The sequence below is a fragment of the Promicromonospora sp. AC04 genome (assembly GCF_003058225.1).
Lineage (GTDB): Bacteria > Actinomycetota > Actinomycetes > Actinomycetales > Cellulomonadaceae > Promicromonospora.
On sequence record NZ_QBUG01000001.1, the window covers coordinates 42991 to 55618 of the forward strand.

Sequence of the window (12628 nt, forward strand, 5' to 3'; positions counted from 1 at the left end):
CCCTACTTCCTCCGACGGCGGGCCACGGCCCAGCCGAGGACGGCCGCCGCGAGCACGAATGCCACCTGGCCCCCGAGCACAATGCGGTTCACGTTGAGGGCCGGGACCCAGCGCGCACCGTGCTCGTCCACGACGAACGCGCCGGCCGGTTCGGCCCGACGGCCAAAACCGATGCCGCCGCCACCGCCTTCGGCCGGGGTCTCCGGCTCGCCGCCCGCCTTGGTCTTGACCTTGGCCTTCGCCTTGGCGTCGGCTCCGTCCCCGACCGCGGGTTCCACCACCGCACCGGGCTCGGTGCCGCCTCCGCCACCTGCGCCCGCACCCGACCACACGCGTGCAGCCGGGATGACGAGCACTCCGTCGCGCTCGATCGGTTCGCCGTACACCTGCCGCACGCCGAACGACTCGGCCACGGCCTCGCTGATACGGCTCAGATCAGGTGCATACCTCATCTGCCCACCGTAGGTGACCGTCGACCGGCGTGGTACGAAATTAGCCCGCACGCCCGGGAGCAGCGCGTTCGAGGGGAGTCGCGGCGAAGGCGGGTCGCCGGCGGAGACGTCCGGAGGCTAGCGCTGCGCCCTGCTGCTCGCGTACAGGCAGACCGTCGCCGCCGTCGCCAGGTTGAGCGACTCGGCCTTGCCCCGGATCGGCACGCGCACGACGGCGTCGGCCAGGGCGCGGTCCTCCTCGGGCAGGCCCCAGGCCTCGTTGCCGAACACCCAGGCGGTCGGCCCGGCGAGGTCCGGGGCGGCACCGCTCCCGGCGTCGTCGAGTAGGTCGTCCAGGTCGAGCGGCCCCGTGCCGTCGGCCGCGAGGACGTGGCACCCCGCCGCGCGCAGCTCCGCCAGCGCGGCGGCCAGCGGGAGGCCGGTGACGACGGGCAGGTGGAACAGCGACCCTGCGGTCGAGCGCACCACCTTGGGGTTGTGCACGTCGACGCTCTCTCCCGCGAGGACCACCAGGTCGGCGCCCGCGGCGTCGGCGGCGCGAATCACCGTGCCGGCGTTTCCGGGGTCGCGAACGGTGGCGAGCACGGCGACCAGCAGCGGCCGGCCGGCCCGCTCGGGATCCCGTGCATCCAGCGCCTCGCGCAGCGAGGGCGCGGCAGAGCGCACGACGGCGAGCACGCCCTGCGCGTCGGCGCTCATCGCGTCGAGCACCTCGGGGGCGCCGATGTGCAGGTACAGGCCGGCCGCGCGTGCGTCGTCGACGATCTCGGAGTAGCGCGACGCGGCCGAGGGCGTCAGGTACACGTCACGGACCGACGACGGCGCGTGCCGCACCGCCTCCCGCACTCCCTGGGGCCCTTCCACCAGGTACAGCCCGTGCCGGGAGCGCGCCGAACGCCCGGCCAGTGCCCGCACGTGCTTGACGCGGTCGGCTCGCGGGTTCGCGAGCGTCACGTCAGGCACGGGCGGGGCCTCCGAAGAGGAACCTGTCCGGGCGTCCGGTGAACTGCTCAACCTCAGGCAGCGGCCGGGGCGTTGACATCCGCCGGCAGCGCGTCCTTGGCGACCTGGACGAGGGCGTTGAACGCCGCGACGTCGTTGACCGCGAGCTCGGCGAGCATGCGGCGGTCGACCTCGACACCAGCGGCCTTGAGGCCCTGGATGAGGCGGTTGTAGGTCAGACCCTGCGCGCGGGACGCAGCGTTGATGCGCTGGATCCACAGCTTGCGGAAGTCACCCTTGCGCGCCTTCCGGTCGCGGTAGGCGTAGACGAGCGAGTGAGTAACCTGCTCCTTCGCCTTGCGGTAGAGACGCGAGCGCTGGCCGCGGTAACCGGCGGCGCGCTCGAGGGTTGTACGGCGCTTCTTCTGGGCATTTACTGCCCGCTTCACGCGTGCCACGTGAGACTCCTTGTACTTCGGGGCTAAAAGGGTTCTTGGTGACGCCCGTCAGGCGCACACCACAAAGATCACTTACCGAGCAGCTTCTTGACCTTCTTGACGTCGGCCGGCGCAACGACCTGGTCCATGGCCAGACGACGCGTGCGACGGCTGGACTTGTGCTCGAGGTAGTGGCGGGCGTTGGTCTGCTCACGCATGATCTTGCCGCTACCGGTGACCCTGAACCGCTTCTTCGAGCCCGAGTGCGTCTTGTTCTTCGGCATGACTGCCGTCTCTCCTCATGTCGGTCGACCGCTGCTGGAGCGGCGACGTTGTACCTGGGCCGGTGGGCCGGCCCGGTGTCGTAGTGGTCTTTGGGACCGTGGCCTCAGCCGGCCTTGCGTGGTGCACGCGGCTTGGGGGCCACGGGCTTCGGCACCGGCTTGGGGGCCGGAACGGGCTTGGGAGCTGCCTTGGCGGCGGGCTTCGCTGCCGGCTTGGAGGCAGCCTTGACCGCAGGCTTGGTGGCCGGCTTCGGCGCTGCCGGAGCAGGCGTCTCGACGACGGGCTCGGGCTCCGGCTCGGCCTTCGCGACAGGCTCGGGCTCGACAACCGGCTCGGGCTCGACCTCGGCGACCGGCTCGGGCTCCGTCTCCGCGACGGGCTCGGGCGCCACGACGGGCTCCTCGACCGAGGTCTCGACAGTCTCGTCGACCAGGTCCTCGACCGGCTCCGAGCCCTCGGTCTCGTCTGCCGCACGGGCCTGTGCCTTGGCCTCCGACTTGGTCATCCGGCCAGCGTTGATCTCGGTGGCGCGCTTGCGCTGCTCGACCTTCGCGTCGGCCTTCTTCTTGACCGGCCCGAGGACCATGGTCATGTTGCGGCCGTCCTGCTTCGGCATGGACTCGACGAAGCCGAGCTCGGCGACGTCCTCCGCCAGGCGCTCCAGCAGACGACGACCCATCTCCGGACGCGACTGCTCGCGGCCACGGAACATGATCATGACCTTGACCTTGTCGCCGGCCGAGAGGAAGCGAACGACGTGGCCCTTCTTGGTGCCGTAGTCGTGCGGATCGATCTTCAGGCGGAAGCGGATCTCCTTGAGAACCGTGTTCGCCTGGTTGCGCCGCGCTTCTCGCGCCTTCATGTCGGACTCGTACTTGAACTTGCCGAAGTCCATGAGCTTGGCGACGGGCGGGCGGGCGTCCGGCGCAACCTCGACGAGGTCGAGGTCAGCGTCCTGGGCGAGCTTCAGGGCGACCGCCGTGGCAACCACGCCGACCTGCTCCCCGCCAGGACCGATGAGTCGGACCTCGGGAACACGGATCCGGTCGTTGATGCGAGGCTCGGTGATGGTGATGCTCCTAAGAAGTCGTTGATTGACCACCAGGAACGGGAAATGGCTCCCGCCCTGAACACAGGTGGAAGCCATCGCACGGAAGGGACGACACGAAACAACGTGCCGTCCGACCGGGACCCGGACACTGTCGGCGCTTCTCCTGCGATCAACAGGACGACGCACAGTCGCGACTCGGGTGGGATGGAATCCACTTGGTGCACCCAGCCTCGTAGCGTCTACCACGGTGCCGGGTCGGTCGCGGAACAGATTAGCACGGTGGCGCCGTCATCCCCAGTTCAGGCGATGTGACGTCGCACCACAACTGGAACGATTCCAGTTTAGGGTCTAGGCTCCTGTTCGTGACTTCACCCGCTCCCGCTGCCGCCATGCCGGAGGACCTCCTCCGCGGCGTCGGCCTGCGCGTGACGTCCGCCCGCGTGGCGGCATTGCACGCGGTGGGCGAGAACCAGCACGCCACGGCCGACGACGTCCTGAGCTCGGTCCGGGCGGAGCTCGGCACCGTGTCCGTGCAGGCGGTCTACGACGTCCTGCACGCGCTGACCGACGCCGGCCTCCTGCGCCGCATCGAGCCCGCCGGCCACCCCGCTCGGTACGAGCGCCGCACCGGCGACAACCACCACCACATCGTCTGCCGCGTCTGCGGCACCATCGGCGACGTGGACTGCACGGTCGGCCACGCGCCGTGCCTCACCCCGAGCGACGACCACGGTTTCGTGGTCGAGACCGCCGAGGTCACCTACTGGGGCCTGTGTCCCGCCTGCCGCGCCTCGGGCGCCGCCCCAAGTACCTGACCGAGAAGACTTTCCAGCCCGCTGGAACCCCGCAATGAACCCCCGCAAGCAGCAGCAAAGGAAGGCACGTCTGAGATGACTACTCCCTACACCACCACGCAGACCGGCACGCCGGTCGTCAGCGACGCGCACTCGCTGACCGTCGGCGCCGACGGCGCCACGGTCCTCCACGACCGCTACCTGGTCGAGAAGCTCGCCCAGTTCAACCGCGAGCGCATCCCGGAGCGGATCGTGCACGCCAAGGGCGGCGGCGCCTTCGGTGAGTGGGAGATCACCGGTGACGTGTCGCAGTACACGCGTGCGGCGGCCTTCCAGCCGGGCGCCAAGGGTGAGGTGGCGCTGCGCTTCTCCTCCGTCGCCGGCGAGATGGGCTCCCCCGACACCTGGCGCGACGTGCGCGGCTTCGCCCTGCGCTTCTACACGTCCGAGGGCAACCTCGACATCGTCGGCAACAACACGCCGGTGTTCTTCATCCGCGACGCGATCAAGTTCCCGGACTTCATCCACTCGCAGAAGCGCCTGCCGTGGTCGGGTCTGCGCGACGCCGACATGCAGTGGGACTTCTGGACCCTGTCGCCCGAGTCGGCCCACCAGGTCACCTACCTCATGGGCGACCGTGGCCTGCCGGCCTCGTGGCGCGAGCTGAACGGCTACGGCTCGCACACCTACCTGTGGACCAACGCCGCGGGCGAGAAGTTCTGGGTCAAGTACCACTTCATCTCCCGCCAGGGCGTCAAGTTCCTCGACAACGACGAGGCCGCGAAGATCGCCGGCGCGGACGCGGACTACTACCGCCGCGACCTGTACGAGGCCATCGAGCGCGGCGACAGCCCGACGTGGGACATCAAGGTCCAGGTCATGCCGTACGACGACGCGAAGACCTACCGCTTCAACCCGTTCGACCTGACCAAGGTCTGGCCGCACGCGGACTACCCGCTGATCCACTTCGGCCACTTCACGCTGAACCGGAACCCGAAGAACCACTTCGCGGAGATCGAGCAGATCGCGCTGTCCCCGGCCAACCAGGTCCCGGGCACCGACATCTCGCCCGACAAGATGCTGATGGCCCGCGTGTTCTCCTACCCGGACGCGCAGCGCTACCGCGTGGGCACCAACTACCAGTCGGTCCCGGTGAACCAGCCGCACGCCGCGCCGGTGCACAACTACTCGCAGGACGGCTCGCAGCGGCACCACTTCAACGAGGTGGGCACGCCCAACTACGCGCCGAACTCGTTCGGTGGCCCCGTCGCCGACCCGGCCCGCGGCCAGGACGGCACCTGGGAGTCGGACGGTGAGCTGGTGCGCACCGCCGCCACGCTGCACAGCGAGGACTCCGACTTCGTCCAGCCCGGCACGCTCTACCGCGAGGTCTACGACGACGGCGCCAAGGCCCGTCTGCTGGAGACCCTGACCGGCCAGGGGCAGTCCATCACGATCGACGAGATCCGTGAGCGGTTCTTCCAGTACTGGACGAACGTCGATGAGGAGCTGGGCGCCAAGCTCCGCGCGGCCGTCGCGGCCTGATGATCCACCGTCCGCTGTCGGGCAGCCTGGGCTGCCCGACAGCGGCGCGAGGTGCGTGGACGACTGGCGCGAAGTCAGCACGCCACGCAAACTGAAGACAGCCACCTCCCGCTGGGAGGATCGGAAGTGAGGCCGGGACCCCCGCCGTAGGACGGGAGCCCGGCCTTCGCGCTGCTCCGGGATAGTCGCTCCATCGCCGAACGTAGACTTCGTCGCCTTATCGGGGCTCATGCACCTACCACCCCTACGTTCGGCCGGTCCGTCGTCCGCATCCCGGCGCCGAGTTGGCATCAGGGATATCCGCAGGATCTGGGCAGCCTTCTTGCCCGACGGCGTTTGCTGCCGCTACGGTCCCGAAGGTGTCCTAAAGCGCTTTAGCGCTGGACGACGCCCCACGATCACCGCATCGAGAACAAGGGAGTCAACGATGTCTCGCTCGCTCATCCGACTTGGCGCCGCTCTCGCGGCCGGGCTGCTGGCACTGACGGCAGCGGCCGGGCCGGCGGCCTCGGCACCGAAGCACGACCCGAAGCCGGCGCCGACCGCGGCTTCCCACCGGGTCCTGGCCTTCTACCAGACGATCTACGAGACCGGCTCCGACGGCATACGCCGCTACGTCGACCCCAAGCCGCTGCTCGGTTCGGTCACGGACGTCAACGTTGGCGCGATCCACCTGAACTCCGACGCCTCGCTCACGGTCAACGACATCCCCGCCAACCATGCCGAGCTCGGAGTCATGTGGGACGACCTGGCGACGATGCAGGACCAGGGCGTGACGGTCAGCGCGTTCGTCGGCGGCGCCGCCCCGGGTACCTACCGGTACCTGCGCGAGGACTTCGACCGGTACTACCCGGTCCTGCGTGACTTCCTGCGCACCTACGGCCTGGACGGCGTGGACCTCGACATCGAGGAGACGTTCTCCCTGGCGGACACGATCCACCTGGTCGACACGCTGCGCGCCGACTTCGGCCCCGACTTCATCATCACCCTGACCCCAGTCGCCACCGACATGGCGGGCCGGACGAGCTTCTCCGGCGGCTTCTCGTACGCCGAGCTCGAACGCCAGGCGGGCGACCGGATCGACTGGTACAACACCCAGTTCTACTGCGGCTGGGGCGACCTGAGGTCCACCACTGTGTACGACCAGATCCTCGCCAACGGCTTCACCCCCGACCGCGTCGTGGCGGGCACCGTGACCAACCCCGCCAACTGCAGCGGATACGTGGACTGGCCCACCTTCGACGCCACGGTCGGCTCGCTGGTGGCGGCACACCCGGACTTCGGCGGCGTCTTCGGCTGGGAGTACTTCAACTCCGTCGGGTACGACGGCGGCGGCCGGGCAAGCTGGTTCGCCCACGTGGCCGACGTCGTCGGCTCCTGACGGGACCGGCGGCGAGCCGGACGACGGGCCGGACCACGCGCCCGTCCGGCTGCCCACCGCGGGGCGGCCGGACGGGCGTCTCCCGTCAGGAGGCGACGGCGTCCGGGACCCCCGGGCGCGGGATCGACTCCAGCAGGCGGCGCGTGTAGTCCCGCTCCGGGTCGGCGAAGATCCGCTCGACGGGGCCCGCCTCCACGACCCGGCCGCGGTGCAGCACCGACACCGTGTCCGCGAGCTGGCGCACCAGGGCCAGGTCGTGCGAGACGAAGACGTAGGTCAGGCCCAGCTCGGCCTGCAGGCGCACCAGCACCTCCACGATGTCGGCCTGCACGGTCACGTCGAGGGCGGACGTCGGCTCGTCGAGCACCAGCACGTCGGGGCGCAGCACCAGCGCGCGAGCGATCGCCACGCGCTGCCGCTGCCCGCCGGACAGCGCGGCGGGGCGCCGCGACAGGAGGTGCTCGGCCAGGCCGACGGCCGCGAGAGCCTCGCGTACCCGGCCGGCGCGCACGGCGCGGCCGCCGATCCTGAACCGGTCGAGCGGCTCGCGCACGAGCTGCTCGACCCGCCACGTCGGGTCGAGCGACGTGAACGGGTTCTGGTAGACGAGCTGCAGGTGGCGGCGTACGGCGCGGAGTCCGGCGGCGGACCGGCCGTGGACCGGCTCACCGGCGACGAGGATCTCGCCGTCGTCGGCCTGGTCGAGGCCAAGCAGGAGGCGTACCGCCGTCGTCTTGCCCGAGCCCGACTCCCCCACCAGCGCGTGCGTCGTGCCGCGCTCGATCGCGAAGGACACGCCGTCGAGCGCGGTGAGGCGGCGGCCCTCGACGGTGAACGACTTGGTGACGCCGCGCAGCTCGATCTTCGGCGTGGCGTCCGGGGCGTCCTCGGAAGCGGCGACCGGCGGGGACACCGGCGCGGTCGCCGCCGGATCGGCCGGGTCGACGGACCGAACCGCGACCGGGTCGAGGTCCCGAACGGCGACCGAGTCGACGTCCCGAGCGACGGCCAGGCCGGCGCCCCCGGCGACGGCCAGGTCGACGGACCGAGCGACGGCCGGGGCCGACGGAGACCGGCCCTCCCGCAGGGCCCGGTAGCGGTCCGGGTTGAGCGCAGGCACGTCGGCCTGCAGCTCGCGCGCGTAGGCGGAGCTGGGCGCGGCGAACACGGTCGCCGTGGGCCCCGCCTCCTGGACCGCGCCGTCCCGCAGGACGACGAGCGAGTCGGCCCGCTCGGCGGCGATCGCCAGGTCGTGCGTGATGAGCAGGAGGCCGATGCCGAGGTCCGCCCGCAGCTCGGAGAGCAGGTCGAGGATCCGCTTCTGGATGGTCACGTCGAGGGCCGACGTCGGCTCGTCCGCGACCAGCAGCGCCGGTCGCGGCAGCACCGCGAGCCCGATGAGGACGCGCTGCAGCATCCCGCCCGAGAGCTGGTGGGGATAGGAGTCGTACGCCCGCCGCGGGTCGTCGAGGCCTACCTGCGCGAAGGTGTCGAGGATCAGCTGTTGCCGCACCCCGGCGTCGCGCTCGCCGGTCAGCGCCGCAGCCTCCTGCGCCTGGGCGCCGATGGTGCGCACCGCGTTGAGCGAGCTGCCCGGGTCCTGCGGCACGAACCCGAGGGCCCGGCCGCGCAGCGGGCGGAACTGCCGCTCGGGGAGCGCGAGGACGTCGCGCCCCTCGAACTCGACCCGCCCGCGAGCCGCGCCGCCGTCGGGCAGCAGGCGCAGGACCGAGCGGGCGATGGTGGACTTGCCGGAGCCGGACTCACCGATGAGCGCGAGGCTCTCGCCCCGCTCCAGGGAGAAGGACACGTCGGAGACGACCTCGGTGCGGCCGTAGGCGACCGACAGGCCCTCGACGCACAGCAGGGCGGACGAAGCGGGTGCAACGACGCCCGCTGCGGGCGCGGTGGCGGTGACGGTCATGGCGGTGCTCCCCCTCGGTGATGGGACAGGGCGGCGGGCGGGTCGGGACTGGTGGGTAGGGACAGGTGGCTCGCCGGACAGGTGGCTGGTCGGGACAGGGTGGCGGACGGGGACGGCGTGGCCGGTCACGAAGGACAGGGCGAGATCAGTCGGTCCGGCGCAGCCAGCGGCTGATCCGGTTCACGGACAGGACGGTCGCGACGACGACCAGGGCGGGGGCGTAGACGAGCCACGGCGCCGTCGGGTAGTCCTTGCCCGACGAGACGAGCAGGCCCCAGTCCGACGCCGGCGGCGGGTCGCCGTAGCCGAGGAACGCCAGGCCGGCGATCACGAGGATCGACAGGCCGAACTGCAGCACGGCCAGCGCGAGCAGCGAGCGCGAGGCGTTGGGCAGCACGTGCCGCAGCAGGACGTGCGTGCGTGAGCCGCCCTGCAGGACCGACGCCTCGACGAACACGGCGCGGCGCGTCTTGATCACCTCCGCGCGCATCACCCGGGCGAACACGGCCACGGCGGAGACCCCCGTCGCGATCGCCGCGTTGACCGTCTCGAAGCCCAGCCAGCTGACGATGACCACCGCGAGCAGGAAGCTCGGGATGGCCAGGAGCACGTCGACGATGCGGGCCAGCACGATGTCCGCCCAGCCGCCGGCGGACCCGGCGACCAGGCCGATCGCGCCCCCGACGACGACGCCGATCGTCACGGCCACCAGCGCGCTGGCGACCGACGAGGCGGTGCCGTGCACGACCCGGGAGAACAGGTCGCGGCCCAGGTGGTCGGTGCCGAACCAGTGGTCGGCGCTCGGCCCGAGGAGCTTGTCGGCCGGCACGCCGTTGACCGGGTCCTGGCTCGCGAGGACCCCGGGCAGGAGCGACCACAGCAGCACGACCAGCAGCACGGCGAACGAGACCAGGACGGTGGGTGGCACGACGGCGGACCAGCCGCGGACCGTTGCAACACCCCGCGAGCCGACGACGGTGGTGGTGGCGGTCATGGCACGCTCACCTGCCTCTCCAGGATGGGCTGCTCCGGGGCTTCCCCGAGCCCGGCCTTCCCCGAGGCGGAGGCCGGCTCCGTCCGGACCCGCGGGTCGAGCAGCGGGTAGACGAGGTCCGCGAGCAGGTTGACGACGACGAACACGACGGCGGCGAGCGAGACGACCGCCTGGAGCACCGGCAGGTCCTGCGTGGAGACCGACCGCTGCACCAGGCTGCCGATGCCGGTGCGGCCGAAGATCGTCTCGATGATCAGCGCGCCGCCCAGCAGCTCGCCCACGGTCAGCGCGACGACGGTCACCACCGGCAGGGACGACGGCTTGAGCAGGTGCTTCGCGAACAGCCGGGCCTGACCGAGCCCGCGCGAGCGGGCCACCGCCGCGTACTCCTGCCGCGACTCGTGGTCGAGCCCCGTGATGAGCACCTCGGCCACCTGGGCGGAGACCGGGATGCCGAGCGCGACGGCGGCGAAGAACGTCGCCCACGCGCTGTCCGGCTCGATCACGCTGAAGAGCCCGAGCTGGAACGCGAAGACCTGGATGAGCAGCAGGCCGACCACGAACGCCGGCACCGACAGGAACAGCGACGGGAACGCCCGCAGCACGCCCTGCCCGTACCTCCGCGGCAGGTTCTGGGTGCCGTAGGCGATCGCGAAGGCCAGGACCAGCGCGACCGCCAGGGCGGACGCCGCGAGCGCCAGCGTGGAGGGCACCACCTCGGCGACCAGCCGGGTCACCGGCAGGTTCGAGCGCAGGGAGACGCCGAGGTCGCCGACGAGGAAGTGGGACAGCGACTGCCAGAGCTGGACCGCTATGGGCTGGTCCAGGCCGTAGTAGGAGACGATCCGCGCGATCTCCTCCTCGGTGAACCCGTTCTCCGGGTTGCGGAGCGTGTTGGTCACCGGGTCGCCCGGCAGCACGCTGATCACCACGAAGGTGAACACGTACGCCAGGAGCACCACCACCACCGCCTGGACCAGGCGCCGGCCCGCGTACCGCAGATAGCTCGCGTTCATGGCTGCCGCACCCCGCCGTCAGTCCTCGAGCCAGGCCGTGTAGTAGCTGGCGTAGGCGACGCCGTTGTACGTGACGTCGTGGAGCTCGGGGTTCTGTACGTAGATGCGCTGCACGATCTGGGTGACCGGCGCGAAGTAGGCCTGGTCCAGGAGGTGCTCCTGCAGCTCGTCGACGGACTTCGCGCGCTCGTCCAGGTCGGTGGCCTGCGCGACGGCGTCGCGCAGCTTGTTGGTCCTCGGGTCGCTCTCGCCCAGGCCGAACCAGTCCTCGCCGTTCTCGGCGTCGGTGAGGATGCTCGCCACGGTGCCGACGTCGATGAAGCTGCGCGTGACCTCGTAGTTGGACAGCGACGTGTTGTCGGAGACCCGCTCGCCGAACGTGACGACGTCGTACGCCTGGATGTCGACGTCGAAGCCGAGCTCGCCCAGCTGCTGGGCCACGAGCTCGTCGATCGCCTTGGACGTGGCCAGGTACGGGTTGGGGTAGAGCGTGAGCTCGAGCTTCTTGCCGTCCTTGGTGCGGACGCCGTCGGCGCCCTCGGTCCAGCCCGCATCGTCGAGCAGGGAGGCAGCGAGCTCGGGGTCGTAGGCGAACGAGTCGGAGTGGTCGGTCGCCTCGGGGACGTTGCTCTGGATGAGCGACTCGGCCGGGGACCAGTCGTCGGTGTAGACGGTCGACAGGATCTCGTCGCGGTCGATGCCGTGCTGGAACGCCTGCCGCACCAACGCGTCGTCGAACGGTGCCACCCGGGTGTTGAGCCGGTACCCGTTGACGAAGCCGAGGTAGCGCGGGACGGCGACGACGAAGCCCTGGTCCTTGAACGAGTCGAGCTCCTGCGGCGTGGCGTTGTAGGCGACGTCGGCCTGGCCGGACCGGACAGCGCCCGTGCGGGTCGAGGACTCGGCGACGAGCTTGTAGGTGATCGTGTCGAGGTAGGCCGGGCCGGTGTGGCCGACCGCCTCGGGCCCCCAGTCGTAGTCCGCGCGCTTCTTGAGGACGACGCTGTCGCCCTCCTTCCACGACTCGACGACGAACGGGCCGGAGCCGATGTCGTTGGACAGGTCGGCCTGCTCCTCGGCCGGCAGGGCGAGGGCCTTGGGCGAGATGAGGATCGAGCCGTGGTAGCCGAGGGTCGGCACGAACCCGAGGGTCGGGGCGTCGAAGTGGACCTTGACCGTGGTGTCGTCCACGGCCTCGGCGTGGTCGTACGTCTTGGGGAACAGGCCGATGGGGCTGATCCCGGCGTCCGGGGCGCCGAACGCCCAGGTGTCGAGGTTCTTGACCACCGCGTCCGCGTCGAGGGGGCTGCCGTCCGAGAACGTCACACCGTTCTTGAGGTGGAGCGTGAACTCGGTCGCGTCGTCGTCCTGCTCCCAGCTCTCGGCGATCCAGGGGCTGACCTCGCCCACCTCGTCGACGTAGACGAGCTTGTCGGCGACGTGGCCCCAGATGTGGCCCTGGAAGCTCGAGATCGAGCTGTTGTTGGGGATCCAGGTGTCGCCGAGCGAGTCGATGAGGAAGGTGATGTCCCCGCCGTCGTGCGGTTCGCCCGTGCCCCCGCCCGACGACGCCGGGCCGCCGGCCGCGCAGGCCGCCGCGAGCGTGACGGTGGCGAGGGCGCCGACGGCGGCCTGGATCGCCCTGCGCGTACGCCCGGCCCAGCGGCCGGCATGCGTTGTGGTCATCGGTGTCTCCTTGAGGTGCTGTGGTCTGGCAACTGGCGCGGACGGTAGCGAGCGCACGCCGCACGTCCATGCCTCACGCCGGACTTCTCACATTTTGAGACACATTTCTGAGACAGCCCGC

At 70.8% G+C, this 12628-nt stretch carries 12 protein-coding genes; 3 read left to right on the forward strand and 9 right to left on the reverse strand.

Annotation, left to right across the window (positions count from 1 at the left end):
* Positions 1 to 2 precede the first annotated feature (2 nt).
* The 5 genes from C8K30_RS00200 to infC all read right to left on the reverse strand — a co-directional run bounded on the left by C8K30_RS00200 (position 3) and on the right by infC (position 3263).
* On the reverse strand, positions 3 to 452 hold the full coding sequence (locus C8K30_RS00200) for a hypothetical protein (protein WP_199230282.1): 450 nt from the start codon (positions 450 to 452) through the stop codon (positions 3 to 5).
* 117 nt (positions 453 to 569) lie between these two features.
* Positions 570 to 1415, reverse strand: coding sequence for an RNA methyltransferase (locus C8K30_RS00205; RefSeq protein ID WP_108490903.1), 846 nt, complete (start codon positions 1413 to 1415; stop codon positions 570 to 572).
* Positions 1416 to 1468: 53 nt separating this feature from the next.
* Entirely contained in the window at positions 1469 to 1852 is a 384-nt protein-coding gene (gene rplT / locus C8K30_RS00210; RefSeq protein WP_108490904.1) for a 50S ribosomal protein L20, read from the reverse strand.
* A 68-nt stretch (positions 1853 to 1920) separates the two neighbouring features.
* Positions 1921 to 2115, reverse strand: a complete 195-nt coding sequence (gene rpmI, locus C8K30_RS00215) for a 50S ribosomal protein L35 (RefSeq protein ID WP_108490905.1) — start codon at positions 2113 to 2115, stop codon at positions 1921 to 1923.
* Between the two features lie 104 nt (positions 2116 to 2219).
* Entirely contained in the window at positions 2220 to 3263 is a 1044-nt protein-coding gene (gene infC / locus C8K30_RS00220) for a translation initiation factor IF-3 (protein WP_108490906.1), read from the reverse strand.
* Between the two features lie 293 nt (positions 3264 to 3556).
* Between infC and C8K30_RS00225 the strand changes: the two genes are divergently transcribed.
* The 3 genes from C8K30_RS00225 to C8K30_RS00235 all read left to right on the forward strand — a co-directional run bounded on the left by C8K30_RS00225 (position 3557) and on the right by C8K30_RS00235 (position 6887).
* A complete protein-coding gene (locus C8K30_RS00225; RefSeq protein WP_108490907.1) occupies positions 3557 to 3982 on the forward strand; it encodes a Fur family transcriptional regulator in 426 nt (141 codons plus the stop codon).
* Positions 3983 to 4057: 75 nt separating this feature from the next.
* Positions 4058 to 5506 carry a catalase gene (locus C8K30_RS00230; RefSeq protein ID WP_108490908.1) on the forward strand — a complete coding sequence of 483 codons (1449 nt, stop codon included), beginning with the start codon at positions 4058 to 4060 and terminating at the stop codon, positions 5504 to 5506.
* Positions 5507 to 5933: 427 nt separating this feature from the next.
* Positions 5934 to 6887 (forward strand): glycosyl hydrolase family 18 protein, encoded by a 954-nt coding sequence (locus tag C8K30_RS00235; protein WP_158280887.1) that lies wholly within the window; start codon positions 5934 to 5936, stop codon positions 6885 to 6887.
* Positions 6888 to 6972: 85 nt separating this feature from the next.
* Here the strand turns inward: C8K30_RS00235 and C8K30_RS00240 are convergent, their stop codons facing one another.
* The 4 genes from C8K30_RS00240 to C8K30_RS00255 all read right to left on the reverse strand — a co-directional run bounded on the left by C8K30_RS00240 (position 6973) and on the right by C8K30_RS00255 (position 12507).
* Positions 6973 to 8811, reverse strand: coding sequence for an ABC transporter ATP-binding protein (locus C8K30_RS00240; RefSeq protein ID WP_108490910.1), 1839 nt, complete (start codon positions 8809 to 8811; stop codon positions 6973 to 6975).
* A gap of 145 nt (positions 8812 to 8956) precedes the next feature.
* Positions 8957 to 9805: an ABC transporter permease gene (locus C8K30_RS00245; RefSeq protein WP_108490911.1), complete on the reverse strand. Its 849-nt coding sequence runs from the start codon at positions 9803 to 9805 to the stop codon at positions 8957 to 8959.
* Positions 9802 to 10821, reverse strand: coding sequence for an ABC transporter permease (locus C8K30_RS00250; RefSeq protein WP_108490912.1), 1020 nt, complete (start codon positions 10819 to 10821; stop codon positions 9802 to 9804). Before C8K30_RS00250 ends, C8K30_RS00245 begins: the two co-directional genes overlap by 4 nt.
* A gap of 18 nt (positions 10822 to 10839) precedes the next feature.
* Positions 10840 to 12507: an ABC transporter substrate-binding protein gene (locus C8K30_RS00255; RefSeq protein WP_108490913.1), complete on the reverse strand. Its 1668-nt coding sequence runs from the start codon at positions 12505 to 12507 to the stop codon at positions 10840 to 10842.
* Positions 12508 to 12628 lie beyond the last annotated feature (121 nt).